The sequence below is a fragment of the Holophagales bacterium genome (genome assembly GCA_016699405.1).
Lineage (GTDB): Bacteria > Acidobacteriota > Thermoanaerobaculia > Multivoradales > JAGPDF01 > JAAYLR01.
On the sequence record CP064972.1, the window covers coordinates 2,256,717 to 2,281,760 of the forward strand.

A 25,044-nucleotide genomic window follows, 5' to 3' on the forward strand; every position below is an offset into this window, starting at 1 on the left:
TCTTCGCGGTCTTCGCCGCCGGTCGCTCGCCGTGTCGCGGGGTGCCGATCACCTCGAGAGGACGCAGCCACGACGCGCCTGGCGATGCATCGACGCCGGTCGAGCGGCGAGATCCGCGGACGGCTGCCGGCTCAGCTTGTGGCGATCGGTGCGAAGGCGCGAACCAGATCGGCGAAGAAACGGGCCCCGGCGAGGATCTCTTCCTCGCCCACGTGCTCGTCGGCGGTGTGCGAGCGGGCGCTCGCGCCGGGCCCGCACTTGATCGCCGGGATGTCGCCGAGCAGCGCCCAGTCCGAGAGGGTCGGCGAGCCGTAGAGCCGCGCCTCCGGCCGGGCGGCGAGGGCGGCCCGCACGATCGCCGCGTCCTCGGCGGTGGCCTTCGGCAGCAGGCGCTCGGAGCGCACGACGACCTCGCTCTCGAGCATCGCGCCGAGCCGTGCCGCGAGCTCGCCGCGTGCGAGCCCCGGGGCGGTGCGCAGGTCGAGGATGGCGGTCGCTTCGCCGGGCACGCTGTTGCGCGCTTCGCCGGCGCGCAGAACGGTGGGCTGCAGCGTCGTCGAGCCGAGCTGCGGATGCGGCGGTCCGAGGTCGGTCTGCGGCAGTCGTGCGAGATCGCGGGCGAGCTTGAGGATCGGGTTGACGGCGCCGAGCGCGTCGGCGTGCGCCGCGTGGCAGGCGGTGCCGCGGGCGACGAGCTCGAGGATCAGCAGCCCCTTCTGCGCCACCGCGACGTCGAGCGAGGTCGGCTCGCCGACCACCGCGGCGGCGATCGGCAGCTCGCGCGCGGCGAGCGCGGCGAGCACGTTCTCCGTCCCCTTGCCGCGAGTCTCCTCGCCTTCGACCAGGGCGAGCCCGAGCGTGACCGCCAGCGGCTCGCGGCAGAGCGCGAGAAGCGCGGCGATCATCGCGGCGACCGACGCCTTCGCGTCGTTGCTCCCGAGCCCATAGACGCGCCCCTCGTCGACCGTCGGGGAAAACGGCGGGCGCGTCCAGCCGGAGCCCGGCGGCACGGTGTCGAGGTGCGTGTCGAAGAGCAGGAGCGGTGCCGTGCCGAGCGGGGCACCGCAGGTGGCAAAGAGGCTCTCGCCGATCCGCTCGGCGACGACGCCGCGCGACGCCAGCCACTCCTCGAGGAAGTCGACGATCGTCTTCTCGGAGCCCGAGACCGAGGGGATCGTCACCAGGGCGCGATGCAGCGCGAGGACTTCGGCGTCGGTCAGCACGTGAGGTCCTCCGGGAAGTGCGCGATCACCGCGGCTCGGCGCATCGTTCCGAGAATCCCCGGCGGAGACCCCCCACCCAGGTCCCTCGCGTTGCTCGGGACGACAGCGGACGAGGGGTCGACCGCAGCGTTCCGGATCGCTGGGAGAGGCCGTGACGCCGAGGGTCCTTTCAGGTCCCTTGCGTTGCACGGGAGGACGGAGGGGGAGACGTCGGTGGCCGTTCTCCTCGTCGTCGCGAGGAGTTCCGGCGGAGACCCCCCGCCCAGGTCCCTCGCGTTGCTCGGGACGACGGTGGCCGCCGTTCCCCACGTCTTCCCGAGCGAGAGCGAGGGACCCGGGGGGCGGGCGGTACGGCAGGCGCTCGAACGAGCGCGGAGGTCGTCGCGCGACGCTCGCGTCGTGCTGCGAACGCTCCGGAGCCTGCCGTGACGTCGAGCCGTCATCGGCCCGAGAGTCTACTCGCTCTGTTCCTCCGGCAGCAGGCTCGCCAGCTCGGCGACGACCATCGTGCCGCACCCCTCGTTGGTGAAGAGCTCGAGCAGCAGCGCGTCGCGCAGCTTGAAGGAGATCAGGTGGGCGCGCTTGACGCCGCCCGAGATGGCGCTCTCGATCGCCGCCGCCTTGGGGAGCATCCCCTTGGTGAGGCTGCCGCCGGCGCGCAGGCGGGCGAGCCCGGCGAGGTCGACGTAGGAGACGAGCGAATCCGGGTCCTCGGGATTGGACAGCAGCCCGGGTGCCTCCTGCAGCAGCACGAGCTTCTCGGCCGGCAGGGCGCGGGCGATCGCCGCGGCGACACTGTCGGCGTTGACGTTGAGCAGTGCGCCGCGCTCGTCGGCGGAGATCGGACTGACGATCGGCAGGAAGCCGCCGTCGAGCAGATGGCGGAGCAGCGAGGCGTCGACCGAGACGATGTCGCCGACGTGCCCGTAGTCGACCGGCTGGTCGTGGCCGTCGACGTCCACCGGCGGACGGCGCCGCGCCTTGACCAGGCCGGCGTCGACCCCCGAGAGGCCGACCACCGGAAGCCCCGAGGCGCGGCAGGCCGAGAGCAGCGCCGTGTTCGCCGTGCCGTTGAGCACCATCGTGGCGATCTCGAGCGTCCGCTCGTCGGTGACCCGGCGTCCGGCGACGAGCGTTACCTCGAGCCCCAACGCCTCGGAGAGCGCCGTCGTCTGCGGCCCGCCGCCGTGCACCACGACGACCTTCACGCCGAGGTGGTGGAGCACCCCGAGCTGCTCGGCCAGGCTGGCCATGGCGCGCGCGTCACCCATCGCCGCGCCGCCGATCTTGACCACGAACACCTTGCCCCGGAACATCTCGAGGTAAGGCACGGCGTGCTTGAGCGCCGCCACTTCGACTCCGCGCTGACCCACGTCCTTCATCGCTGTCTCCTCAGATCTGCCCGCTCGCGGGCCTAGTGCTGCTGCGCGGCGAGCAGGCGGACGAGTACCGCCATCTGCGCCCACATGCGGTTCTTCGCCTCGTGCACGACCACGCTGCGCGGGCCGTCGAGGACACGGTCGGATACCACCACGTTGCGCCGCACCGGCAGGCAGTGCATGAAGCGGCACTCCGGAGCGGCGGGAGCGAACCACGGCTCGTCGACGCACCAGTCGGCGAGTCCGGCGCGCAGCCGCCTCTCTTCGGCCTCGTGGCCGTAGACGGCCGGCGACGACCACGACTTGGCGTAGAGCACGTGCGCCCCCGCCATCGCCGCCTGGCGGTCGTCGGTCTCGACGACCGAACCGCCGGAGAGCGCGGCGGCGGCGCGGGCCTTCGCCAGGATCGGGGCGGGGAGCGCGTACGCCTCCGGTCGCAGCACGACCACCTCCATGCCGCGCGCCGCCGCCATGTGCACCGCCGCGGCGGGCACGGCGAGCGGCAACGCCTTCGGATGGTTGGCCCAGGAGAGGACGAAGCGCCCGCCGCGGCGTGGCACCGCGAGGTCGTCGAGCGTCTTCCAGTCGCCGAGCGCCTGGCACGGGTGGTTGGCCGCCGACTCGAGGTTGATCACCGGGACCGGCGAGAGCGCGGCCATGCGGCGGAACTCGTGCTCCTCGACGTCGGCGACGAGGTCCTTGCCGCCGGCAAAGGAGCGGATGCCGATGGCGTCGGCGTAGCTGGCGAGCACCGGGATCGCCTCGCGCACGTGCTCGGCGGCGACGCCGTCCATCACCACGCCCTCGCGCGTCTCGAGCTGCCAGCTCCCCTGGCCGGGCGAGATGACGAACGAGCTGCCGCCGAGCCGCGCCATCCCCGACTGGAACGAGGCGAGGGTGCGCAGCGACGGGTTGAAGAAGAGGAGCGCCAGCACCTTGCCGGCGAGCGCTCCCGGTGCGCCCTGCCGCTCGAGACGCGTGGCGAGGGCGACGAGGTCGTCGATCTCGGCAAGCGAGAGGTCGGCGAGGTCGAGGAAGCTCTTCATGCGGAGATCTCCGAAAGGGCCTGGGCCAACTGGTCGACGTGCTCGCGCCCGAGCACGAGCGGGGGCAGCAGGCGGACGACGTGCGGGTCGCCGCTGCCACCGGCGAGGATGCCACGGGCGAGCAGCTCGGTGAGGATCTCCTGCGCCGGGCGCGTGGTGCGCAGGCCGAGCAGGAAGCCGTGCCCCTGGATGTCGACCACCGGTCCGACGCGACAGGAGGCGAGGATCGCCGCCGACTGCTGCCGCACGTTGGCGAGCAGATCGTCGCGTTCGATGACGTCGATCACCGTCTCGACGAGGGCGCAGGCCATCGGCGCACCGCCGAAGGTGGTGCCGAGGTCGCCGAGCCGCAGCGTCGCGGCAAGCGCGTCGCCCATCAGCAGGGCGCCGACCGGGAAGCCGCCGGCGAGGCCCTTGGCGGTCGTCAGCAGATCGGGCGTGACGCCGTGCAGCTGGGCGGCGAACGGCGCGCCGGTGCGACCCATGCCGCACTGCACCTCGTCGAGGATGAGCAGCGCGCCGCGCTCGGCGGTGAGTCGCCGCGCCGCGTGCAGCCAGTCGCGCGACAGCGCCACGGCGCCGGCGACACCCTGCACCGGCTCGACGATCACCGCGGCGACGTCGTCATCGAGCACGGCGGCGAGGGCAGCTTCGTCGTCGCGCGGCACGAAGGTCACGGCGAACGGAGTCGAGGGGAAGCCGTACCACTTGGCGCTGCCCGCAGTCACGGCGGCGGCGGCGGCGGTGCGGCCGTGGAACGCCCCCTCGACGGCGATGATCCGGGTGCGTCGGGTCGTGCGCAGGGCGAGCCGCAGGGCGTTCTCGTTGGCCTCGGCGCCGGAGTTGACGAAGAAGACCTGGTCGAGCCCCGCCGGGGCGAAGGCGGCGAGTCGCTCGGCGGCGCGCCGGCGGGCGGCGTTCGGCACCGCGTTGCTCTGGAAGAAGAGCGAGCCGGCCGCCTCGGTGAGCGCGGCGAGCAGGCGCGGATGGCCGTAGCCGAGGAGCGCCACGGCGTGACCGCCGTAGAAGTCGACGAGCCACCGCCCGTCGGCGGTGCGCAGGCGGCAACCCTCGCCGGCGACGGGCTCGACGCCGAGCTGGGCGTAGACAGGGACGAGGTGCGGGCTCTCAGAGTTCGATCGGGTCATGGATTCTCCCCGGCAACGGCAGCGAACGGATGGGACGCCCTCACCCCATCGACCTGAGCGAAGAGGGAATGACCGAGGACGACGACGGCTGGGCAGGCGGACGTACGCGAGACGTCCACCCTGTCGTCCTGAGCGAGAGCGAAGGACCTGGGGGTGGGGCGGCACGTGGCCGGTGCGATCTCGCGGCGGCTTCCCCCGCCCAGATCCTTCGCTGCGCTCAGGAAGACGGGGGGGTGGCTCGGGATGACGAGAGCTTGGCTCAGGATGACCGGGCGTCGACAGGCGAAGTTCGCCGCGGAGCGGACGGGGTGCATGGCTGCGTTCAGATCCATCCGAGGCCGGCGGCCTCGAGCCCGGCCGTCTCCGGCAGGTCGAAGAGACGGTTCATCCATTGCACGGCGCCGCCGGCGGCGCCCTTCGTCAGATTGTCGAGGACGGAGAAGGCCACGAGGCGCCGACCGCGCACGGCAAACGCGAGCACGGCGCGATTCGTGCCGACGACCGACTGGAGCTTCGGCGGCTCGCTCTCGACGCAGACGAACGGGGCCTGGGAGTAGAAACCGGCGACCGCTTCGCGCACCGCCTGCGCGGTCCTCTCGCTCGTCAGCCGCGCGTGCAGCGTCGCGTGGATGCCGCGTGCGAACGGCCCGGCGTGCGGCACGAAGGCGAGATCGGGCTCGATGCCGGTCGCGGCGAGCGCCAGGGCGCGCATCTCCGGCTCGTGGCGATGGGCGAGCGCGCCGTAGGCGAAGAGCGTGCTGCGCCGCTCGGGGTGGTGCGTCGTCGCCGTCGGCGTGCGGCCGGCTCCGGTCGAGCCGGTGATCGCCGTGACCGAGATCTCCGGCTCGACGAGACCGAGGGCGAGCAGCGGCACGGTGGCGAGCGTCACCGCGGTGGTGAAGCAGCCGGGGTGTCCAACGTGGCGCGGCGTCGCTCCACGGTGGTGCTCGGGAAGCGCCGAGACGAACTCGGCCATCCGCGCCGGCGCGCCGTGCGGATGGCGATAGACCGCTTCGTAGGCAGCCGCGTCGGGGTAGCGGAAGTCGGCCGAGATGTCGACCACGCGCGCCGTGCAGCCGCAAGCCTCGGCCTGGCCGAGAAGACGATCGACGCCGGCGGCGGCGTGGCCGTGCGGGAGCGCCGCGAAGACGGCGGCGTGCGGCAGACCCTCGAGGTGTCCACCGACCTCTGCGGGGGCGACGAAGGCGAGCCCCGGGAAGGCGCCGCGCAGATGTGGGAACTGCGCCTCGACGCGCTCTCCGGCGTGCCCCTCGGAGGCGATGGCGACGACGGCGAAGCGCGGATGGCCGGCGAGCAGGCGCATGAGCTCGCCGGCGACGTAACCGCTGCCGCCGAGGACGACGGCGGGGATTCCCGTGCTCTCGCTCATCCGCGCGGTCCGTTCTCGGACAGCCCGAGCTTGGCGAGGACGAGCCGGGTGAGGCGCGGCGCGTCGGTGCGGGCGTTGACCGCCGGCACGCCGAGGCGCGTCTCGATCTGCTGCACGCCGACGAGGTTGTCGGTCGCCGGCCCGGTGACTACCGTCGGCTCGATCCCGTACTCCTCGCGCAGCAGGCGGATGCCGCCCCAGGCGGCGACCGGGTCGTTGGCGGCGAGCACCACGGCGGTGAAGGCGCCGCGCAGGTCGGGCGCCTCGAGGATCGCGTCGACGCCGTAGGCGCCGAGCAGGCCGTCGCCGAGCTCGGCGACGATGGCGTCCGGCTTCTCGTGGGCGAGCCGGCTGATCAGCGTGCGCGCGAGCGCCGGGGCGACCTTGGCGGTCGTGGCGACGATCCCGAGATCGGTGAAGAGGCCGGTGCGCCGGGCCCCGGCGTCTTCCATCGCCAGCACGTCGCGCCGCAGCGAGACGCCGGTCGCCTTGAGCGCGTCGACGGTCCAGCCGGCGTGCGACATCTCGCGCACCAGGGCGCAGGCGGCTGCCGTCTTGCCGGCGTTCATGCAGGTGCCGACGAGCGCCAGCACCGGCACGCCGGCGGCCTCGAGCGGCGCGGCGAGATCGAGCCGTTCCTCGCCGATGCGCGTCGGCACGCCGATGCGCTCGCCGAGGTAGGGGAAGTGCAGCACGCTGCCGAGGACCTCGCAGGCGAACGGCCGGCCGAGGTCGGGGTTGATCGAGTCGCAGATGCCGAGCACCCCGCCGATGTTGAGCAGGTTGATCTGGTCGCCCGGCGCGAGCGACTCCGGCAGGTGCCCGGAGTAGCCGAAGAGCGCCTTGCGGTGGCCGAGGGCGCCGGCGACGAGGTCGCCCTTCTTCACCTGCGCCATGCGACCGCTCGGCAGCTCGATCTGGTTGTAGGTGTTCTTGTCGTTGAGCACCCGCACCGCGACGACGATCCCCTCTTCGCAGGGGATGTCGTCGGAGAGCTTGACCTCGCGCTTGAGGTTGCAGGCGCGGGTGACCGAGGCGATCTTGTCGAGTTGCACGGCTCTCACGCGGCACCTCCCTGGTCGTTGCCGTTCGGGCTGGAATGGCCCGCGGCGCGGGCGTGCAGCATGCCGGGCAGCGAGGCCACGCGGCAGAAGCCGGCGGCGTCGGCGGCCGACCACTCGCCGGTCGACTCGCCGTACTTGCCGCGGGTGGCGGCCATCAGCGAATGGGGCGAGGAGACGCCCTCGACGAACAGCGTGCCGGGGCGGAAGAGCAGGTGGACCTCGCCGGTGACCCGCCGCTGCGACGAGGCGAGCAGCGCCTCGAGGTCGCGGCCCGAGGGCTCGAGGAGCTGACCCTCGTGCACCAGCTCGCCGTAGAGCGGTGCGGCGAGCTCCTTGACCCGCTGCTGCCGGCCGGTGAGCACCAGCTTCTCGAGCTCGCGGTGGGCGGTCAGCAGCACCTCGGCGGCCGGCGCTTCGAACGCCACGCGCCCCTTGATGCCGAGGATCGTGTCGCCGAGGTGGATGCCGCGGCCGAGACCGAACGCGGCGGCCACCGCCTCGACCCGTTCGATGAGCGCCACCGGGTCGAGCGCCTCGCCGTCGAACGCGGTGGGGATGCCTTCGACGAAGGCGAGCGAGTGCCGTTCGGCGGCGCGCGGCGCGTCGAAGGCGCCGCGGGTCAGCACCCAGGCGGACTCGGGCAGCGGCGAGGTCGAGGTGAGCGTCTCCTTGCCGCCGATCGTCACGCCCCAGAGGCCGCGGTTGATCGAGTAGGCGGCGCCGAAGGAGGGCACCGGCAGGCCGCGTGCCTCGAGGAAGGCGACCTCCTCGGCGCGCGACACCGGCTGGTCGCGGATCGGCGCCAGCACCTCGAGCTCCGGGGCGAAGGCGCGCAGCGCCACCTCGAAGCGGACCTGGTCGTTGCCGGCGCCGGTCGAGCCGTGAGCGACGGCGGTCGAGCCGAGCTCGCGGGCGACGCGCGCCACCTCCTTGGCCTGCAGCACCCGCTCGGCGCCGACGCAGAGCGGGTAGAGCCCGCCGCGGCGGATGTTGCCGAAGAGGAGGTAGCGCAGCACCTCGTCGAAGAGGGTGCGGCGGGCGTCGACGAGATGATGGCCGACCGCGCCGAGGGCACGCGAGCGCGCCGCGAGGTCGTCGGCTGCCGCCGCGTCGAGGCCGCCGGTGTCGACGGTGACGGTGACGATCGGCCGGCCGAGCCGCTCGCCGAGATAGGGGACGCAGAAGGAGGTGTCGAGCCCGCCGGAAAAGGCGAGGACGATCGGCACGACCGGGTTGCTGGGGCTCTCAGGCATGGTGCGCTCCGGCGATCAACGCTTGAATGCGGTGGAGGACGCGCGTCTGGTCGTGCGCGCCGGCGGTGGCGACGAAGACCGTGTCGTCGCCGGCGAGCGTGCCGACGATCTCCGGCCAGGCGGCGCGGTCGAGCGCCAGGCCGACCGTCTGCGCCGCGCCCTGGAGCGTCAGCACGACGGTGACGTGCGGGCCGGCGGGCTTGACGGCGCGCAGGAACGGCGCCGCCTCGGCGAGCTCGTCGGCGTGCGCGGCGGTGGAGGCCGGCGCCACGTAGCGCCCGTCGACCTTGACGATGCCGAGGTCGCGCAGGTCGCGCGACACCGACGACTGCGTCGCCTCGAGCCCCCGCGTGCGCAGGCGCTCGACGATCTCGTCCTGGCGGTGCACGCGGTTGCGGCGCAGCAGGGTGAGGATCACCCGCCGCCGCTCGGCCCGCGACTCGCTCTCTACCGGCATGACCCGTCGCCCTTCATATGCGCATAATACTGCATTTTGTTGCATTCGTCGTCAATCCCCCTCTCGGCGGGGAGGAGGAGGCCGCCCCGAAGGGCGGCTCGGCTCCGCCCAGCGGGTGCTTGCGCCGCTCCCTCGCCTCGCGGTGGAATGGACGGGCGGGTCGCGGTGCCCTTCCGGCGCCGCGGTGTCCGCACCGCGCGACGACCGCACCGATCGGAGGAGCCCGCCGATGTCCACCATAGCCGCTGCCAGCGCCGACCCGTGGAGCGTGCGCGAGGAGGATCTCGCCGCCGCCGAGACGACCCGCGACAAGATGGCGGTGCTCGTCCGCTACGCGCTGCTCGCCCCCTCGACGAAGAACACCCAGCCGTGGAGGTTCCGCGTCGGCGACGACGCCGTCTTCCTCCACGCCGACCGCTCGCGCCGCCAGCCGGTGGCCGACGGCGACCTGCGCGAGCTCTACCTCTCGCTCGGGTGCGCGCTGGAGAACCTGCTGATCGCCGCCGAGCGCTTCGGCTACGTCCACGTGGTCGAGTACTTCCCGGACCCGTTCGACGCCGACCTCGTCGCCTCGGTGGTCTTCACCCGCGGCGGCGGCGTCGATCCGGCGCGCGAGGGGCTCTTCGCGGCGATCCCGACGCGCGCCACCTGCCAGCGGGCCTTTCGCGCCGGCGAGGTCGACGACACGGCGCTCGCGGCGCTCGAAGCGGCGACGCACGAGCCGGGCGTCGCCGTGCACCTGACGAGCGACGCCGGGATCCGCGAGCGCGCCGAGGCGCTCTGTCTCGAAGCCGACGCGCGGCTGTTCAGCGATCCGGCGTTCCGCCAGGAGCTGGCGCGCTGGATCGGCGAAGGGGTGTTCGGCACCTCGTGGTTCGTCTCCAAGCTCGGCGAGCTCGCCGTGCCGCTCTTCAACCTCACCTCGTCGGAGCAGAAGAAGGACCGGGCGCGCCTGGCGAGCGCCCCGGTGCTCGGCCTGATCTCGGCCGAGGCCAACGACCGGCTGAGCCAGGTCCGCGCCGGGCAGGCGTTCGAGCGCCTCTGGCTGCGCGCCACAGCGCTCGGCCTGGCGCTCCAGCCGATGAGCCAGATCGTCCAGCTCGCCGACCTCAAGGCGCAGGTGAGCCAGCTCCTGCCCGACCCCGCCCGCTACCCGATGCAGCCCTTCCGCCTCGGCTTCGGCGACACCGACGCCAAGCGCACGCCACGCCGGCCGCTCGCGGAGGTGTTGCTGGGCTGAGCGCGGCGGATCGCACGCGAAGCGGATTCGGGTGACGACTGCGTCGCCGGTCTTCTAGCGCTTGGCGGCACCGCCGAGCGCCCGGCGGTACTTGACGAACCCACGCTTGGCCGACCCGTCGAAGCCGAGCCGCTCGAAAAACGCGTGCGCCTCGCTCCGGCTCGCCGAGCTCAGGAGCATGAGCTTCGAGCAGTTGCGTTCCCAGGCGATCGCTTCGAGCCGAGCGAACAGCGCCGAGCCCACGCCCTGGCCGCGGCACGCGGGAGCCACGACGACGTTCTCGAGCACCGCGAACGGCTGGTTCTGGAACATCACGTCGAGGCAGAGGGTGAGCAGCGCTGCACCCTGAACGCTCCCTTCCACCTCGGCCACCAGCAGCTCGGTGTTCGGATCGGCATCCACCTGGGCGATCCGCTCGGGCAAGACCCGAATCGCCGGATTCGGCGCCAACGCTTCATAGAGGCGTTGAATGGCCTCGGCGTCCGCGGGCCGTGCGGGGCGGATGAGGATCGAGTCAGGTCGCATCGGTGGGCGCTCGGCGAGCGATGGAGTGAGCGCCTTCTCCGGCTTGGCAACGGGCTTTCTCACGGGCGGTTCGCCTGCCGTCTGTAGAACGCCTCATCGGCAGGTGCGTTCGCATACTCGTGTCGCGGCTCACCGAGCACCGAAAGCGCCGGGTCGTGCGGAAGCAGCTGGTGGGTGACACTGCAGTTGCTCACGCGCAGGGCGTCGGGCACGTCGCCGTTGGCGAAGACGAGGTAGGTGCGCTGGACTTGGAAGGGGTATCCGCAGGCGGCGTCGTTGTCCGCCGTCGTCACGTCGATCGTTGGTTGCTCGATTCCCTTCCAGGACCGCGACACGCGGAAGGTGACGTGGAGCGTCGAAGCCCGCCAGCGATTCGGCCTGTCGGGAAACTCGGGGCGCTCGACCAGCCGTATCTGGAGCACCTGTCCCTCGAACACCGCGTCGTAGATCGTCATCGTCTCCGGGGTGATCGTCCAGACTTCGCCGCACGTGCAAGGCACTGCTGCGCGCGCGGCGAGGAGGCAGATCCCGAGCAACATCGAGGTTCGCTTCGTCATGGCATCTCCTGGAGCGCCCGCGGGTGATGAGCCGAGGAGAAGGCGCCGATCCGACCGGCTCCATGGTACGAGAATCGCCCGGGGATGGGCAGCTGTGGCGGCGCAGGTTCGATGTCGTCTCGCGCGCTGGTTGCAATGAGGGAGCCGCTGGTTGCTCACGCTGGGCGAGCTACCGGCCGTCGCAATCGCGAAGCGGCGGGAGTGGCAAGGCTCAGCCATGGACTGGACGGGTGCCGGTGTCCAGGGTGAAGTGCCTGGCACCAACCCTTCCGCCTCGGATCGGGCGGCACTGGCGTCAAGCGCACGCCACGCCGGCCGCTTGCGGAGGTGCCGCTGGGCTGAGGGGTGGTTCGACAGGCCCCGCCGCCGCGAATCTCGTCCAAGACCGCAGGGCACGGGAGTGTGTGGCAGAGCCGCAACCGCTGTGGACGGCGGCGCAGAGCCGCCATGTCCGAGCGACAAGCGTTGCACGTGTCAAACCGTTAGTCGGCGGATTCCTCCACGCGCTCGACACGCTCCGCGCCCGACAGGAAAGACCGCTACTTCCCACCGCAGTCCGGATAGCCCTCGATCCCTTGGCAGAGCCGGATGTCGCGCTGGACATGCCAGACGCCGGCGATTCGCTGTGGCGTGGTGACGCCGCTCCCGCCGCGGCCGTTGGCGACAGCTCGGCGTTGGGCCTCGGTCAGACGAGCGTCATCCGTGAAGGTGACGTCCTCCAGGTAGTAGGTGGCGCAGCCGGGTTCGAGGACATGCAGGTGAATGTGCGCGGGCAGGTCGCTCGCGGGATAGCCGCCGGGGCGGACGGTCCGGAGCTCGAATCGGCCTTCCGCATCCGTTTGCACCCAGCCTCGGTAGCGACCGTGACGCCGACCGGCGCGGCTCGGCGCCTTCTCGTCCGGCTCGTAGATGCCGGCGGCGTTGGTCTGGTAGCCGTAGACGATGACACCACCGACCGCGTGGCCGTCGCGGCCTCGTACGACTCCACGCAGGAGCATCGGCTGGCCGGCGGCCCCGTCGGGCGCCAGGCGCGCGGTTCCGACAGGGGCCGGACCGCGAAGGTCGAAGATCGCTTCGCACCCCTCGCACGGCCCGCCGACGACCGGCTCGACGGCCAGCGCGGGTGCCGCGAAGACTGCAAGAAGAACGCACAGGATGGCTCGCATCGGACCTCCGGCACCTGAAGGCTCAAGAGCCAGGCGGCAGCGTGGTGAGGCGCTGCTGTCCGCTCGCGAGGTGGGAGCGCCACCTCCTCGACTCCGTCGGCATCTCGCTCGCCACCGTCGTCGGAAACATCGGCGCAGGCTCCCTGGAAGAAACGAGTCCACGAGCGAGACTACGAGCAGCAGTGTCGACCTGGCAAAGTGCGATGTCGAAGGTGCGGCTCGCGGGCGGCCGGGCCAGGAACTGCCTCCGGCCCTCTTCCGCCCGGTCGGACGCCGCAGGCTACCGTTGCAACTGCGTGAGCCGGCTCCAGTACTGCGCGGGGCTCGCGCCGCCGTAGTAGAACTCGCCGAGCAGGAGCTTGTCGTCGCGGACGAGGATGCCGCCTTCGAGCAGGCGGAGACCCTGCGCCAGCTCGGCGGTGGGCGGTGGCGGGAGGAGCGAGTTGCCCGGGTAGCCCGAGCCATGGAACGCCGTGTCGGTGTGGCCGTTGCCGTCGATCGCTCGCACCGCATAGGAGCGCAGGCTGCCGTCGTCGGGCACCGAGGCGCCGTAGACGTAGAGGCCGCCGCCCCGCCCCGGCTTCGTGGCGAGGTCGCAGAGGTAGCTCCTCGCGCCGGGTGCGAAGTCGAATCGGGTCATCCCGTTGACGCCGAAGGTGGTCGATCGGCTGCCGTCGCCCTCGAGCTCGAAGACGTTGATCGCGTCGTCGGGCAGCAAGGCGCCGGCGACGTAGACCCCGCCGCCGGGGGCCGGGGCCAGCCGCACCCAGAAGCCGAGCGACGAACCGCTGGCACCGACGAAACGGACCGGCGGGCCGAATCCGGGCGCCGGGTTCCCGGCGGTGTCGAGCCGTGCAATGGCGAAGGCGTCGACGCCGACCGATCCGCCGATGTCGACGTGGCTGTACCAGCCGGCGACCCAGAGGGTCTCGCCGCCGCCGCCCTCCGGGCGCACGACGATCGACGTCAGGGACGATGCGGGCGGTGGCGGGACCTGGCCGGTGAACTGGACCGGCGAGAGGTACTTCGACTTGCCGCCGTCGGCCGAGAACACGGCGAGGAAGGAGCGCGCCGGGCTGTTGTAGGCAGCGCGGCTCGGCACGCGGCCGACGATGTAGATGTCGCCGGCTCGCCCGATCGCGACCTGGTTGACGTCGAAGCCCGGGTTGTTGTCCGCGATGCCGGCCAGGCAGTGGCCGATCGCCGCACCGCCGGTGCCGAAGGTCGCGTCGGGCGTCAGGTCGGTCTCGAAGCGGCGAACCTGCAGGCAGAGGCTGCCGTCGCGCTTGCGGACGTTGCGGACGGTCACCAGCCGGTCGTCGTCGGTAACCGCCGAGCCGCCCATGGCATCGCGCACCTTCGTGTTGTACAGGCTGAGCGCGTTGTCCCAGACCACTTCGGTGCGGTCCCCTTCGAGCGCGACGATGCCGCCGTCGCTCCGCAGGCCGACCTGGTAGAGCCAGACGTTCCAGCCGAGCTCGAGCGTGCCGTCGCTCCAGAAGCCCGGATCGAGCTGCCCCGGCCCGGCGGCCTGAACCGGAGTCACGGCACAGCAGAACAGAACGAGCAGCGCGAAGATGCTGCGGGTTGCGGTCATGAGGATTCCTCCTGACACGACACGCGATGTCGGGGGGTGGGAGGGGACAGGGGTAGACGGACACGTTGGCGTTGGCAACACCTGGTTCCGATGGCCGGACAGACCGAGTCGTCGTGGCCCAAGCCTGCAGGTCGGGCAACGCGTAAGGAGGCCGCTGCCGCTGGGTAGGTTGAGCTCGATCACCTCGGCGGCGAGGGTCGGCGACTCTGGCCGAGATCCCACCCGAAACCCAATCCCCTCCCCCGCATCGGAGTGTGAGAGACCCGCCTGAACGCGGGCTGGCAGCGGGAGGAACGGCAATGGAACGATCGATCCGGTGGAGAACGGTGCGGGCCCTCGTGGCCGCGGGGGCGCTCGTGGTGGCGTCCGCGGCGGGGGCGCTCGAGCCGGTGAACAAGAGCTTCTTCGGCGGGCTGGCGGTGCATGGTTACGACGTCGTCGCGTACTTCGCCGACGGCAAGGCGGTCGAGGGGTCCGACGCGGTCGAGACCTCGTGGCACGGCGCCACCTGGCGCTTCGCGAGCGCGGCGCACCGCGACCTGTTCGTCGCCGCGCCGGAGCGCTATGCGCCGCAGTACGGCGGCTACTGCGCCTGGGCGGTCTCGCAGGGGTACACGGCCGACGGCGATCCGGAGAGCTGGAAGATCGTCGACGGCAAGCTCTACCTGAACTACAACCGCGAAATCCAGCAGCGCTGGGAGGCCGACATCCCCGGCCTGGTGACCAAGGCCGATGCCAACTGGCCGAAGCTCCTGGGTGCTAAGTGAATCGCCCTCGAGGCTGGTACGCTTGATGAATGAGCTCCCACACGAGCGGGGACGGCGCGGTCGGTCCGGCTGCGGTGCGCAGCCGCGACGAGGCGCCGCTTCTCGATCGGCTGCGGCGCGGCGACGAAGCCGCCTTCGCCGACCTGGTGCGCGGGCACGGCGGGCGGATGCTCGCCGTGGCGCGCCGGCTGCTGCGTGACGAGGAAGAGGCGCGCGATGCCGTGCAGGAGGCGTTCGTCGCGGCATTCCGCGGCCTGGCGCGCTTCGAGGGGCACGCGCTCCTCGGCACCTGGCTGCACCGCATCGTCGTCAACGCCGCGCTCATGCGGCTCCGGCGGCGCAAGGCCCGCCCCGAGGAGCCGATCGAGCCGCTCCTGCCCGCCTTTCTCGAGGACGGGCACGCCGCCGAGCCGGCGGCGCCGTGGGCCGAGCGCGCCGACGAGCTGCTCGCCCGCCGCGAGGTGCGCGACCTGGTGCGCCAGGCAATCGACCGGCTACCGGAGACCTACCGCACCGTGCTGATGCTGCGCGACATCGAAGAGCTCGACACCGCCGAAGCGGCCTCGCTGCTCGGCGTCACCGCCAACGCGGTGAAGATCCGCCTCCACCGGGCGCGGCAGGCGCTGCGCGCCCAGCTCGATGCGCACCTGCGCCCCCACGCTGGCGAGGCTCGCCGATGAAGCTCACCCGCACCCCCTCCGGTTTCCTGCCCTGCCGTGAGATCCTCGAGTTTCTCCACGCCTACCTCGACGACGACCTCGAGGCCGAGGAGCGCCGGGAGTTCGACCGGCACCTCGCCGTCTGTCCGTCGTGCGTCGCCTATCTCGACACCTTCCGCACCACGGTCGAGCTCGGTCGTCACGCCTTCGACGAAGGCCGCAGCGCCGCGAGCCCGGCGCTCGACGCGCCGCCGCCGCCGCTTCCCGAAGACCTCGTCGCGGCCATCCTCGCCGTCCGCGGTTGAGCGCAGCGGCTCCCGCCGACGCGGAAACCTCCGCCGCGCGCGTGCATCCGAGATGGCGGAACGGTCGCGGAGAAGCCTGCGGCCGAAGCGGTTCGACTCGACGGAGAGGCGCGCATGACGGCGGAGCTTTCGGGAACGAAGAAGGTCGCGAGCTGGGTGATGCAGCTCGTTGCAGCGGTGATCCTCGGACAGACGCTCTACTTCAAGCTGACGGCGGCACCGGAATCGGTCTACATCTTCTCGACGCTCGGCCTCGAGCCGGCGGGGCGGATCGGCTCGGCGATCGCCGAGGGAATCGCCGTCGTCCTGCTCCTCCTGCCGCGGCGTGCGGCGCTCGGCGCCCTGCTGGCGCTCGGCGTGATGGCGGGGGCGATCGTCTCGCACCTGACGAAGCTCGGCATCGAGGTGCAGGGCGACGGCGGGCTGCTCTTCGGCCTCGCGTTGACGGTCGCCGTGGCGGCGCTCGGCGTGCTGGCGCTGCGCTGGCGTGAGCTGCCAGGGCTATTACGCCGAGCCTGAAGCCTTCGGAGCTCTTCGCTTCCCGCCTCGCCACCGACGATCGATCCCGGCAGGCAGTCGAGCATCGCCGGCCGCGGCGAGGGGCGTGGTCTCCAGCCGATGAGCGCGACCCGTCCGCTCGTCCCGCTCGACCCCGGCGGGCCGAGCTCGCTCACGGCCGGTAGTGCTCTCGGATGGCACTGCCCCGGGCCGTGCGCGTCGCTATCGGATGTAGCCGAGGGCGCGCAGACGCCCGAGGATCTCGTCCTGGGCGTGCTGGATCGCCGGCGGACGAGAGTTGCGCCACAGATAGAGGCCCGGTCCGGTGATCGCGGGCGGGGTATCCCGGCCGCTCTGCCAGCCGGGTCCGAGCGGACTCGGGCGGGCGGTGAACGGCAGAACGAGCAGCGCCAGGGGCTGAGCCTCCGGCCAGCGGATCTGGAGGCGCGAGTCGACGATCTTGGCTTCGGGAACGGCGGTGGCGTAGGCCGCGGCGAGCTCGGCGCTGACGGCGCTGAGCTCGATCGGTGGGGTGGCCGGGCGATCGACCGCGAGGAGCTGAATGCCGGGAGTCAGTTGCCCGACGTCGGTGGCGAAAGCGGCGGCGAGCTCGGTGAGCAGCGGCCCGGTGGCGGGGCGCAGGTGCTGCGATTCGCCGTCGCACGTCGGCACGCACTCCCAGACTCCGGCGGGGAGCGGATGGAGCTCGAGCAGCCGCACCGCACTCTGGGCGCCGATTCCGGGTTGGGCGACGAGGTGGACCAGGCCGGTCCGGCCCTCGCGGGTCGACGTCCAGCGCAACGGTCCGGCGCTGAACGACGACGTGCTGCGTCGCCGGTCGGCGGGGACGGCGCGAGCGAGGTCGAATCCGGAAAGCCCGGCGGGTACCGCCACTCCGGCTCCGGCAAGTAGCGTCGGAGCGACGTCCAGGAGCGACGCCGGCCGGGTGTCGACGCCTGGAGCGAGGCCGGGCGCCCGTACCAGCAGGGGCACGCGGGCGACCGAATCGAAGACGGTCATTCCGTGGCCCCACGAGCCACCCTCGCCCAGCATTTCGCCGTGGTCGGCGGTCATGGCGACGATGGCGTCGGCGTCGAGCGAGGTGAAGAACTGCGCCAGGGGCGCGTCGAGATGGATCGCCTCGAGGGTGTAGAGATCGCGGAAGACCTGCGCCTCGACCGCCGTGGCCGGGCGTTCTCGCGAAGCCAGCACCTGGTTCGACACCACCTGTCGACCGGCCCCGGCGTGATCGCGCAACGGTTCGTGCGTTTCCATCGCGTGCACGACGAGGAAGCAGTCCTCTCCACGGTGATCATCGAGCCAACCTCGGGCGCGGCGCACGAGCTCGGCGACGTCGATCTTGCCGGGGTCGGTCAGTGCCGGGGTCTCGAAATGCGCGAAGCCGCGGCCGAAGCCGTTCACCTCGCGCAGCGTGGCATTGCCGACGAAGGCGGCCGTGGCGAATCCGGCCTGGCGATAGAGCTCGGCGAGGGTGACGACGGAGGCCGGTGGCCCGATGAGCGCCCCGTCCGGTGCGGTGAGCGAGAGCGCCGGTCGTCCGGTCATCAGGCTCGTCATCGAGGGCAGCGTCCAGGTGGCCTCGGCGCGCGTGTCGGCGAAACGGCGCGCGCCGCTCAGCGCCGCCAGCAGCTGCGGCGTCGTGGCGACGGAGAGGTGGTCATCGCGCAGGGCGTCGACCACCACCAGAACGACCTGCCGGCCGCGCCGGCGATCCTCGGTCCCACGGCCTTCGGCCAGTGAGACTCCCGGCGGAGCGGCGAGCCTCCAGGTCCCGGCGGGGAGGGTGAGATCGACGGCCAGCACCGCACCCGCGGGGGCCTGGAGGTCGTGGCGGGCTCCAGCGGGCCCGTGAAGCGTCGCCCGGGGCGCCGCGCCGTCGCGGCCGAGCAGTCGGCCGCGGATCCGACCGTCCTGCGGCAGGACGATCTCCGCGCCGTCGGCAAGCGTGTCGACGTACTCTCCCGGTGCGGTCTCAAGGCGCGTCGCCGGTGACGCGTGAGGTCGTGCGGGTGGGTGCTCCCGGCAGCCGAGGCCGAGCAGCAGCGACGCGAGGAGGATCGAGCCACCGAGGCGATGTCGCCGCGCCGCGAAGCGTCCCGGTCGATGGCTCGATGGCATCACGGCAGCTTCGTGCACCGCTGCCCGGGTGTCAAGGCAAGCGGAAGTCCCGCTCAGCCGCGCCCGGGCAGGCGGACCACCAGCCGGTCGCCCGAGGGCGTGACTTCGGCGCGGCGCGGGTCGCTGCCGGCGAGGTCGAGGACGACGTGGACCTCGTTGTCGTGGACGCCGATGCGCACGCCGCGGAGCTCGGCGGTGGCGCCGCGGGTCGGACCGCGACTGCCCGGGGAGCCGGCGCGACGCAACTTGACGAGCAGCCGCGGGTTGTCGCCCGGCATCGGCGCGACGGCGAAGTCGCCGGCCGAGATCGAGCCGTCGAGTTGCAGCTCGACCGTCGTCGCGCCGGCCTCGCCGCGCACGCGGACCTCGCGCAGCACCGAGAACCGCGGCAGCGCCGCCGGCGTCGGCTCGGCGCGTAGCGGCTCGACCGGGGCGACCGGTGCGGCCACCGCCGGGTTCGGAACGGCGGTCGCGAGCATGGCGGGCGCCGCCAGCGTCGCCGTCTCCGCGCCCGGCGTGGGGACGGCATCGCTGGCACCGCTCGGTGTAGCGCGCGGCGGCAGCGCGCCGGCCGGCCGCGGTGCGGCGGCGTTGTGCATCGGCGGCAGAGGCGCCGGGGCCGGGGCGCGCAGCTCGTTCCACAGCCAGGCGCCGACGCCCACCGCCGCAACCGCCATGAAGGCGGTGACGAAGAGCCAGATGCGTCGGCTCGAGCGCGGCTCGGCCTCGCCGCTCGGATCGCCCGACTCGCTCAAGGCGTGCGGCGTTGCGGTGTCCTCGGCTGCCGGGGCGCGCAGCATCTCGCGCGTCGAATGCCAGTCGAGCAGCGGCGGAGCGATCGGGGCGGGCGTGGGCTCGGCGACCGGCGCCGACTCCTCGATCGTGGCGAATCGCAGCGCCGGGAGCTCGTTGTCGGCAGAGCCTCCCGCCTCCGGCGCCTCGAGGGTGCCGAGCGACTGCAGGTCGGCGTCGAGCCGGAACGGCTCGCCGGCCGGGGCCGCCGGCTCGGCGGCGTCCGGAAGCGCGGGGAGGTCACCCCCGACCGACTCCTCGAGGTACTCGAAGAGCGCCTGCGTCAGATGATCGCGGCTCCCTTCGTCGAGATCGCCGAAAGAGATCCCCATCCCGGCCGGCTTGCCGGGGCCCTCGTACTTGGCGCGGATCCAGGTCACCTCGCCGGAGCCCTGGACCGGCCGCCGCCGCGACCCGACGAGAAACTCGAAGACCAGCCGCGAGCCGATCGGGTGCGGCTCGGGGTGCTTGACGAACATGCCGGTGGCCGACACGTTCGCCGAGAAGCCGTTCTGATACGAGACCTCGCCCTCGAAGTGGAGGCGCACGACGGCCTCCAACGGGACGCGGGTGGCGCGATTGAATGCGGCGGTTCCGTCAGGCTCTTGGCTCATGGCTCGGCTAGGTCGAGAGCTTCTCCCAATCCGACTCGTCCGAATCGGTGGCGATGGCGAGACCGCCGGCCGCGCCGGCGAAGACCGGGTCGTCGACCCGCCCGACCTTGCCGCCGCCGATCCGGTCGAGTCCCTTTTCGAGGGCCCTGTCGAGACCGCGCAACAGCGCGCCGCGCCCGGAGAGGATCACGCGCCGGCGGACCCGCTCCTGGTACTCCGGCTCGACGCGCGAGACGAGGTCGATCATCGCCTCGCCGAGCGGCGGGACGAGGCTCTCGCAAGCGGTGCGCAGCTCGTCGGTGATGTCGATGTCGACCGGCACGCCCTGCGACGGCGCGTTGACCACCACGCGCTCTTCCGGCTCGCCGACGAAACCGTGCTGCTCCTTCCAGGCGCGCACCATGTGGATCGAGAACTGGACCTGCGGATGGCGCTCGGCGATCAGCTTGGAGAGCAGCTCGTCGACCGAGTCGCCCGCCTTGGTCAGCGTGCGCTGGTCCTCCTCGGTGGGGTAGCGGCCCATCATCACGCAGAAGTCGGTGGTGCCGGCGCCGATGTCGACGATCAGCGTGTGGAGGAGGGCGTCCTGGCCGTAGGCGACGGCGAACGGCTCGGAGACGATCATCAACCCGTCGACGAGGCCGCGCAGGATCTCGCGCAGCTGCTGGCGGTTGACCCGCAGCGCCTCGGCCGGCACACCGACGACGGCGCGGACCGGCGCCTTGTCGTTCCCCTTGCGGGCAAGGCCGAGCAGATGCGAGATCAGCTCGCGGACCGCCGCCAGGTCCTTGTCGGAGCCCTCCTTGACCAGCCCCTGTTCGAGCGGCCGGTGCAGGTCGAGCAGCGTGCGGTGCTCGAGCGCTTCGGCGCCGATCAGCACGCTGCGCTTGACCACCTTTCGGGCGACCATGTCCACCGGCCAGCCGACGAAGCTGTCGACGACGTGTCGCTCGCCGTTGGAGGCGGCGATGGAGCTCTGCGAGGTCCCGAGGTCGATGCCGACGTGGAGCACTGCATCCTTGGCGCTCATCCTCATCCGCTCCTCTTGGTGTTGACGGCGCGCTCGGCGCCCTCCGCATAGCTTCTCACGCCGGCCAGCAGCGCTTCGGCGATGCGATCGCGATACTCCGTCTGCGTGAGGAGGCGGGCCTCCTCGCGATTGGAGAGACAGGATACCTCGGCAAGCACCGCCGGCATCTCGGTGGCGACCAGGACGAGGAACGGCGCCTGCTTGACCCCGCGGTCGGCGACCTTCGGGTCGAGCCGCGACAGCGAGCGGTGGAGCGCCTGCTGCAGCGACGAGGCGACGGCCAGCGACTCCTCCTGGCGCAGGTCGCGGTAGATCCCCTCGAGCAGGTGGCGGATGTCGGCGCGCGAGTAGCCGGATTCGGCGTTCTCGGCGCTCGCCAACTGCGTCAGGTAGGGGTCGTTCGTCGGTCCGAGATAGTAGGTCTCGACCCCGCGGGCCTGCGAGGAGCCCTCGAACCAGTTGAGGTGGATCGACAGGAAGAGGTCGGCCCCGAGGTCGTTGGCCAGGCGTGCCCGCTCGCGCAGCGAGAGCCGCGTGTCGGCGTCGCGGGTCAGGTGCACGGAGAAGCCCTGCTCCAGCAGGAGCCGGCGCAGGCGCCGCGCGAGGTCGAGCGTGAGGTCCTTCTCGTAGAGGCCGCCGACCGACGTGCCGAGGTCGCCGCCACCGTGTCCGGGGTCGAGGACGATGGTGCGCAGGGCGAGCGGGAAGACCTCGCGCGCCATGCGCATCGGCGGGGCGGTCGGTGCCGTCAGCTCACCGCCCGCGGCGGAAGGAGCCGGGGCCGGGGCGACGGGAAGCGCCGTCCGGGCCGTCGCTGCGGCGGCCAGGGGAACCGTCCACGGGCCGCCGATCAGCACGACGGCGGCGGCGATGGCTGCTCCGGCGAGAAAGGCCAGCGTCCAGGCGAGCCGGCGGGAGGAGCGCGAGCGCCGTGGGGCGGGCGCACGCCCCTCGATGAGGGCGACGTTCTCGGCGACCGCCGCGCTCAGCATCCGGCGCTTCAGGCGGGCCTTGGCCTCCATTCCTCGGGCTTCCCTCCGTCGCGGGGGCGGCGGGGGGCGACCTCAGCTCTCCCGCATCTTGCGCAGCGCGGCGGCCATCGGGCCGAGGCCACGCGCGGCGGTCTCGCGGCTCTTCTTGAGGTACGCCTGGTAGTCGGCCCGCGACCCCTCGAGCGTCTTGCCCTCGAGGGCGAGCGAGATGCGGCGCCGCTTGAGATCGACCGAGGCCACCTGCAGGCGGACCTTCTTGCCGGTCGGGTAGGCCTTGCCGAGCGAAGCACCGCGCGGCAGGCCCGTCTCGGAGCCGGGGAGCAGGGCGGTGACGCCCGGCTCGAGCTCGATGAAGACGCCGAACTGGGCGATCTTCTCGACCGTGCCCTCGACGATCGCGCCCTCCGGGTACTTGCCGGTGGCGTCGCGCCACGGGTCGCCGACCGCCACCTCGCGCATGGCGAGCGAGATGCGGCGTCGCGCCGGATCGACCTCGCGGATCCAGCCGGTGACCGTCTCGCCGGGGGCGAGCGACGCGTCGCTGGCGTCCTTGCCGATCGGCAGCTGGGAGACGTGGACGAGCCCTTCGATCTGCGGCTCGAGCTCGACGAAGAGCCCGAACTCGGCCTTGCGCAGGACCTTGCCGGTGAACGTCTCGCCGGCCTTGTAGCGCTCGCCGACCGCTTCCCACGGGTCGGGCTCGAGCGCCTTGATCGAAAGCGAGATCCGGCTCCCCTGCGAGCCGATCTTCAGCACCTTGACCTGGACCTCCTGGCCGACCTTGAGCAGCTCGGCGGGGCTCTGCACCCGCTGGCGGCTGATCTCGGAGACGTGGACCAGGCCTTCGACCCCGCCGAGGTCGACGAAGGCGCCGAACTCGGTGAGCGAGCGGACGCGACCGGTACGCACCGAGCCGACCTCGAGCGACTGGCGCGTCGCCTCGGCCTGCTTCTTGCGCTCCTCGCGCACCAGGGCGGCGCGCGAGAGGACGACGCGGCGGCCGGAGTCCTCGACGCGCTGGATGCGGAACTCGTGCTCCTGGTCGAGATAGCGCGCCGGCTCGTGGGCGTGACCCACCTCCATCTCGGAGCGCGGACAGAAGGCCGCGGTCTCGCCGATGGCGACGTGGAAGCCGCCCTGGTTCCAGCCGATGACCTTGCCGGTGACCGGCGTGCCGTTGGCGAAGGCGAGGCGCAGATCGGGCGCCAGATGGTCTTCGAGCTCTGCGGCCTCCGCGACCTCCGGCGGAGCGGTCGAGGTGGCCTCGGCGGCGACCGGGGCGTCTTCAGACGGAACGACCGCCGGCTCGACGGCGATCGAGAGATTCTCGGAAGATTCGGACAGCTCGAGACGGGTGACGGTGGCGTCGGCGGTGGACATGGGCACGTCTGACATGGTGACTCCCGGTGGGCGACTGGCGGACTTGGCGCTCGGCGGCGCTCGTGAAGGCCACTAAGGATAGCGCAAGTCGGCCCGCTCCGCCGGCGTCGCACCGCCCGGCGGCGCGGATATGCTCCGCGCGGCGGGCGGAGACGAGCCCGCTCGTGGAGGAGAGACCCCGATGTCGCAACCCGGATCGGACCCCTGGGCGATTGCCGAGGCCGACTTTCCCGCCTCCGGCACCGCTGCCGAGCGGCTGACCTTCCTGCTGGGCTACGCGGTGCTCGCACCGTCCACCCACAACTCGCAGCCCTGGCGCTTCCGGCTGCGCGGCGACCGCCTCGAGCTCGTCGCCGATCGCACCCGCGCCCTGGCGGTCTCCGACCCGGAGGACCGCGAGCTGACGCTCTCCTGCGGCTGTGCCCTCTACCAGTTGCGGGTGGCGATCCGCCGCTTCGGCTTCCGTGGCGAGGTGACGACCTGGCCCGACCCGACCGACCCCGATCTGTTCGCACGGATCGGCCTGGGGGAGCCGGGGGAGGCGACGGCCGAGGAGCTCGCCGAGTTCGGCGCGATCCCCAGGCGGCGGACCCATCGCGGCGCCTTCGACGCGCGCTCCGTCGCTGCCGACGTGCTGACCGAGCTGCGCCTCCTCGCCACCGAGGAAGGGGCGTGGCTCCACCTCGTCGAAACGCCCGCGGAGCGGGCAGCGCTCGCCGACCTGATCAACGAGGCCGATGCCCGCCAGGGAAGCGATCCGAGCTTCCGTCGCGAGCTCGCCGCCTGGCTCCATCCGAGCCGGCGCGAGAGCGGCGACGGGATCCCCGACCACGCCCTCGGCGTCGACGATCTCAAGTTCTATCGCGGCCCGCTGGTCGTCCGGACCTTCGACCGGGGCGACGGCGAGGCGGCGCGCGACCGCCAGGTCACCGACGGCTCGCCGGTGCTGGCGGTGCTCGGCACCGACCACGACACCCCGCCGGCATGGCTCAAGGCGGGTCAGGCGCTCGGTCGGCTGTTGTTGCGGGCGCGCAGCCTGGGCCTCTTCTCCTCCTACCTCAATCAGCCGGTCGAGGTGCCGGAGGTGCGGGGCAAGCTCCCGGACGTGCTCGGTCGCGACGGCAAGCCGCAGCTCGTCCTGCGCTTCGGCTACGCCGCCGAGCCGGCGCCGAGCCCGCGCCGGCCGGTCGAGAGCGTGCTCGGATGACGCTCCGGAGGCGCCGTTGAACGCACCGGCAGCGATCCGCACGCCGCGCCTCGACCTCGTCGTGGCGACCCTCGACCTGCTGCGCGCCGAGCTCGACTCGCCGGCGCGCTTCGCCGAGCGGCTCGGACTCGCCGTGCCGGACGGCTGGCCGCCGGGCGAGTACGACGAGGGCGCGATCCGCTGGGTGGTCGGCAAGCTCGAAGAGGACGCGTCGCGGTCGGCGTGGTGGTTCTACTACGTCCTGCGCCGCGCGACGGCCGAGGCGCCGGCGGCGCTCGTCGGCTGCGCGGGCTACAAGGGCCCGCCGGACGAGTCGGGAACGGTCGAGATCGGCTATTCGGTGCTTCCCGCCGAGCAGCGCCGGGGCTACGCCTCCGAAGCCACCCGGGGGCTGCTCGACCATGCCTTTGCCCACCCCGGCGTCCGGCGGGTGATCGCCCAGACGCTGCCGCACCTCGTGCCGTCGATCGGCGTGCTCGACAAGTGCGGCTTCCGCCTCGTCGGCCCCGGCTTCGAAGACGGGGCGATCCTCTTCGAGCGCCTGCGCCCGGAGTAGCCGGGCGCGGCGACCCGGCGGCGGCGCCGAAACGCAACGAGCGGCGACCGTGTCCGGCCG

24 protein-coding genes are annotated in these 25,044 nt (G+C 72.5%); 7 read left to right on the forward strand and 17 right to left on the reverse strand.

Annotated features, from left to right (window positions below):
* Nucleotides 1–131: 131 nt before the first annotated feature.
* The 8 genes from IPJ17_09330 to IPJ17_09365 all read right to left on the reverse strand — a co-directional run bounded on the left by IPJ17_09330 (nt 132) and on the right by IPJ17_09365 (nt 8,960).
* The gene (locus tag IPJ17_09330) at nt 132–1,223 is read right to left on the reverse strand and encodes a M20/M25/M40 family metallo-hydrolase (GenBank protein ID QQR75752.1); all 1,092 of its coding nucleotides are present in this window, start codon (nt 1,221–1,223) and stop codon (nt 132–134) included.
* 455 nt (nt 1,224–1,678) lie between these two features.
* Nucleotides 1,679–2,605: an acetylglutamate kinase gene (argB, locus tag IPJ17_09335; protein QQR75753.1), complete on the reverse strand. Its 927-nt coding sequence runs from the start codon at nt 2,603–2,605 to the stop codon at nt 1,679–1,681.
* Between the two features lie 32 nt (nt 2,606–2,637).
* Nucleotides 2,638–3,648, reverse strand: coding sequence for an N-acetylornithine carbamoyltransferase (locus IPJ17_09340; protein ID QQR75754.1), 1,011 nt, complete (start codon nt 3,646–3,648; stop codon nt 2,638–2,640).
* The gene (locus tag IPJ17_09345; protein QQR75755.1) at nt 3,645–4,796 is read right to left on the reverse strand and encodes an aspartate aminotransferase family protein; all 1,152 of its coding nucleotides are present in this window, start codon (nt 4,794–4,796) and stop codon (nt 3,645–3,647) included. Before IPJ17_09345 ends, IPJ17_09340 begins: the two co-directional genes overlap by 4 nt.
* Before the next feature lie 322 nt (nt 4,797–5,118).
* Nucleotides 5,119–6,186 (reverse strand): N-acetyl-gamma-glutamyl-phosphate reductase, encoded by a 1,068-nt coding sequence (argC, locus tag IPJ17_09350; GenBank protein ID QQR75756.1) that lies wholly within the window; start codon nt 6,184–6,186, stop codon nt 5,119–5,121.
* The gene (locus IPJ17_09355) at nt 6,183–7,241 is read right to left on the reverse strand and encodes a hypothetical protein (protein QQR76134.1); all 1,059 of its coding nucleotides are present in this window, start codon (nt 7,239–7,241) and stop codon (nt 6,183–6,185) included. The genes argC and IPJ17_09355 overlap by 4 nt, the downstream gene beginning before the upstream one ends.
* Nucleotides 7,242–7,246: 5 nt before the next feature.
* Complete coding sequence (gene argG / locus IPJ17_09360; GenBank protein QQR75757.1) at nt 7,247–8,503, reverse strand: argininosuccinate synthase; 1,257 nt, start codon at nt 8,501–8,503, stop codon at nt 7,247–7,249.
* Nucleotides 8,496–8,960 (reverse strand): arginine repressor, encoded by a 465-nt coding sequence (locus IPJ17_09365; GenBank protein QQR75758.1) that lies wholly within the window; start codon nt 8,958–8,960, stop codon nt 8,496–8,498. The genes argG and IPJ17_09365 overlap by 8 nt, the downstream gene beginning before the upstream one ends.
* A gap of 229 nt (nt 8,961–9,189) precedes the next feature.
* Here IPJ17_09365 and IPJ17_09370 point away from each other — a divergent pair, with 229 nt between their 5' ends.
* The gene (locus IPJ17_09370) at nt 9,190–10,200 is read left to right on the forward strand and encodes a nitroreductase family protein (GenBank protein ID QQR75759.1); all 1,011 of its coding nucleotides are present in this window, start codon (nt 9,190–9,192) and stop codon (nt 10,198–10,200) included.
* A gap of 54 nt (nt 10,201–10,254) precedes the next feature.
* Here IPJ17_09370 and IPJ17_09375 read toward each other — a convergent pair whose 3' ends face one another.
* The 4 genes from IPJ17_09375 to IPJ17_09390 all read right to left on the reverse strand — a co-directional run bounded on the left by IPJ17_09375 (nt 10,255) and on the right by IPJ17_09390 (nt 14,045).
* Nucleotides 10,255–10,725, reverse strand: coding sequence for a GNAT family N-acetyltransferase (locus IPJ17_09375; GenBank protein QQR76135.1), 471 nt, complete (start codon nt 10,723–10,725; stop codon nt 10,255–10,257).
* Nucleotides 10,726–10,784: 59 nt separating this feature from the next.
* A complete protein-coding gene (locus IPJ17_09380; GenBank protein ID QQR75760.1) occupies nt 10,785–11,282 on the reverse strand; it encodes a hypothetical protein in 498 nt (165 codons plus the stop codon).
* Nucleotides 11,283–11,821: 539 nt separating this feature from the next.
* Entirely contained in the window at nt 11,822–12,448 is a 627-nt protein-coding gene (locus IPJ17_09385) for a hypothetical protein (protein QQR75761.1), read from the reverse strand.
* Nucleotides 12,449–12,728: 280 nt separating this feature from the next.
* Nucleotides 12,729–14,045, reverse strand: a complete 1,317-nt coding sequence (locus IPJ17_09390; GenBank protein QQR75762.1) for a hypothetical protein — start codon at nt 14,043–14,045, stop codon at nt 12,729–12,731.
* A 299-nt stretch (nt 14,046–14,344) separates the two neighbouring features.
* Here IPJ17_09390 and IPJ17_09395 point away from each other — a divergent pair, with 299 nt between their 5' ends.
* From IPJ17_09395 to IPJ17_09410, 4 genes are all read left to right on the forward strand, one after another.
* Nucleotides 14,345–14,812 (forward strand): hypothetical protein, encoded by a 468-nt coding sequence (locus tag IPJ17_09395; GenBank protein QQR75763.1) that lies wholly within the window; start codon nt 14,345–14,347, stop codon nt 14,810–14,812.
* Nucleotides 14,813–14,841: 29 nt separating this feature from the next.
* On the forward strand, nt 14,842–15,492 hold the full coding sequence (locus IPJ17_09400; GenBank protein ID QQR75764.1) for a sigma-70 family RNA polymerase sigma factor: 651 nt from the start codon (nt 14,842–14,844) through the stop codon (nt 15,490–15,492).
* Nucleotides 15,489–15,776 carry a zf-HC2 domain-containing protein gene (locus IPJ17_09405; protein QQR75765.1) on the forward strand — a complete coding sequence of 96 codons (288 nt, stop codon included), beginning with the start codon at nt 15,489–15,491 and terminating at the stop codon, nt 15,774–15,776. The genes IPJ17_09400 and IPJ17_09405 overlap by 4 nt, the downstream gene beginning before the upstream one ends.
* 114 nt (nt 15,777–15,890) lie before the next feature.
* The gene (locus tag IPJ17_09410; GenBank protein ID QQR75766.1) at nt 15,891–16,295 is read left to right on the forward strand and encodes a DoxX family protein; all 405 of its coding nucleotides are present in this window, start codon (nt 15,891–15,893) and stop codon (nt 16,293–16,295) included.
* 201 nt (nt 16,296–16,496) lie between these two features.
* Here IPJ17_09410 and IPJ17_09415 read toward each other — a convergent pair whose 3' ends face one another.
* The 5 genes from IPJ17_09415 to IPJ17_09435 are packed head-to-tail and all read right to left on the reverse strand — an operon-like array spanning nt 16,497 to nt 23,236.
* Nucleotides 16,497–18,413: a sulfatase gene (locus IPJ17_09415; GenBank protein QQR75767.1), complete on the reverse strand. Its 1,917-nt coding sequence runs from the start codon at nt 18,411–18,413 to the stop codon at nt 16,497–16,499.
* A gap of 53 nt (nt 18,414–18,466) precedes the next feature.
* Nucleotides 18,467–19,819: a PilZ domain-containing protein gene (locus IPJ17_09420; GenBank protein ID QQR75768.1), complete on the reverse strand. Its 1,353-nt coding sequence runs from the start codon at nt 19,817–19,819 to the stop codon at nt 18,467–18,469.
* A gap of 7 nt (nt 19,820–19,826) precedes the next feature.
* Nucleotides 19,827–20,849: a rod shape-determining protein gene (locus IPJ17_09425; protein ID QQR75769.1), complete on the reverse strand. Its 1,023-nt coding sequence runs from the start codon at nt 20,847–20,849 to the stop codon at nt 19,827–19,829.
* A 2-nt stretch (nt 20,850–20,851) separates the two neighbouring features.
* The gene (locus IPJ17_09430; GenBank protein QQR75770.1) at nt 20,852–21,871 is read right to left on the reverse strand and encodes an N-acetylmuramoyl-L-alanine amidase; all 1,020 of its coding nucleotides are present in this window, start codon (nt 21,869–21,871) and stop codon (nt 20,852–20,854) included.
* 42 nt (nt 21,872–21,913) lie between these two features.
* Entirely contained in the window at nt 21,914–23,236 is a 1,323-nt protein-coding gene (locus tag IPJ17_09435) for a S1 RNA-binding domain-containing protein (protein ID QQR75771.1), read from the reverse strand.
* Between the two features lie 166 nt (nt 23,237–23,402).
* Between IPJ17_09435 and IPJ17_09440 the strand changes: the two genes are divergently transcribed.
* Nucleotides 23,403–24,428: a nitroreductase family protein gene (locus IPJ17_09440; GenBank protein QQR75772.1), complete on the forward strand. Its 1,026-nt coding sequence runs from the start codon at nt 23,403–23,405 to the stop codon at nt 24,426–24,428.
* Nucleotides 24,429–24,444: 16 nt separating this feature from the next.
* Complete coding sequence (locus IPJ17_09445) at nt 24,445–24,984, forward strand: GNAT family N-acetyltransferase (protein QQR75773.1); 540 nt, start codon at nt 24,445–24,447, stop codon at nt 24,982–24,984.
* The last annotated feature ends 60 nt before the right edge of the window (nt 24,985–25,044 follow it).

Excerpts from the sequence above, each read along its gene's own strand:
- IPJ17_09440 (QQR75772.1), top strand. The coding sequence starts at position 23,403 with ATGTCGCAACCCGGATCGGACCCCTGGGCGATTGCCGAGGCCGACTTT.
- IPJ17_09415 (QQR75767.1), bottom strand. The coding sequence starts at position 18,413 with ATGCCATCGAGCCATCGACCGGGACGCTTCGCGGCGCGGCGACATCGC.
- argG (QQR75757.1), bottom strand. The coding sequence starts at position 8,503 with ATGCCTGAGAGCCCCAGCAACCCGGTCGTGCCGATCGTCCTCGCCTTT.
- IPJ17_09375 (QQR76135.1), bottom strand. The coding sequence starts at position 10,725 with ATGCGACCTGACTCGATCCTCATCCGCCCCGCACGGCCCGCGGACGCC.
- IPJ17_09395 (QQR75763.1), top strand. The coding sequence starts at position 14,345 with ATGGAACGATCGATCCGGTGGAGAACGGTGCGGGCCCTCGTGGCCGCG.
- IPJ17_09370 (QQR75759.1), top strand. The coding sequence starts at position 9,190 with ATGTCCACCATAGCCGCTGCCAGCGCCGACCCGTGGAGCGTGCGCGAG.
- IPJ17_09420 (QQR75768.1), bottom strand. The coding sequence starts at position 19,819 with ATGAGCCAAGAGCCTGACGGAACCGCCGCATTCAATCGCGCCACCCGC.
- IPJ17_09400 (QQR75764.1), top strand. The coding sequence starts at position 14,842 with ATGAGCTCCCACACGAGCGGGGACGGCGCGGTCGGTCCGGCTGCGGTG.
- IPJ17_09340 (QQR75754.1), bottom strand. The coding sequence starts at position 3,648 with ATGAAGAGCTTCCTCGACCTCGCCGACCTCTCGCTTGCCGAGATCGAC.
- IPJ17_09435 (QQR75771.1), bottom strand. The coding sequence starts at position 23,236 with ATGTCAGACGTGCCCATGTCCACCGCCGACGCCACCGTCACCCGTCTC.
- argB (QQR75753.1), bottom strand. The coding sequence starts at position 2,605 with ATGAAGGACGTGGGTCAGCGCGGAGTCGAAGTGGCGGCGCTCAAGCAC.
- IPJ17_09410 (QQR75766.1), top strand. The coding sequence starts at position 15,891 with ATGACGGCGGAGCTTTCGGGAACGAAGAAGGTCGCGAGCTGGGTGATG.
- argC (QQR75756.1), bottom strand. The coding sequence starts at position 6,186 with ATGAGCGAGAGCACGGGAATCCCCGCCGTCGTCCTCGGCGGCAGCGGT.
- IPJ17_09385 (QQR75761.1), bottom strand. The coding sequence starts at position 12,448 with ATGCGAGCCATCCTGTGCGTTCTTCTTGCAGTCTTCGCGGCACCCGCG.
- IPJ17_09365 (QQR75758.1), bottom strand. The coding sequence starts at position 8,960 with ATGCCGGTAGAGAGCGAGTCGCGGGCCGAGCGGCGGCGGGTGATCCTC.
- IPJ17_09345 (QQR75755.1), bottom strand. The coding sequence starts at position 4,796 with ATGACCCGATCGAACTCTGAGAGCCCGCACCTCGTCCCTGTCTACGCC.
- IPJ17_09425 (QQR75769.1), bottom strand. The coding sequence starts at position 20,849 with ATGAGCGCCAAGGATGCAGTGCTCCACGTCGGCATCGACCTCGGGACC.
- IPJ17_09390 (QQR75762.1), bottom strand. The coding sequence starts at position 14,045 with ATGACCGCAACCCGCAGCATCTTCGCGCTGCTCGTTCTGTTCTGCTGT.
- IPJ17_09430 (QQR75770.1), bottom strand. The coding sequence starts at position 21,871 with ATGGAGGCCAAGGCCCGCCTGAAGCGCCGGATGCTGAGCGCGGCGGTC.
- IPJ17_09405 (QQR75765.1), top strand. The coding sequence starts at position 15,489 with ATGAAGCTCACCCGCACCCCCTCCGGTTTCCTGCCCTGCCGTGAGATC.
- IPJ17_09380 (QQR75760.1), bottom strand. The coding sequence starts at position 11,282 with ATGACGAAGCGAACCTCGATGTTGCTCGGGATCTGCCTCCTCGCCGCG.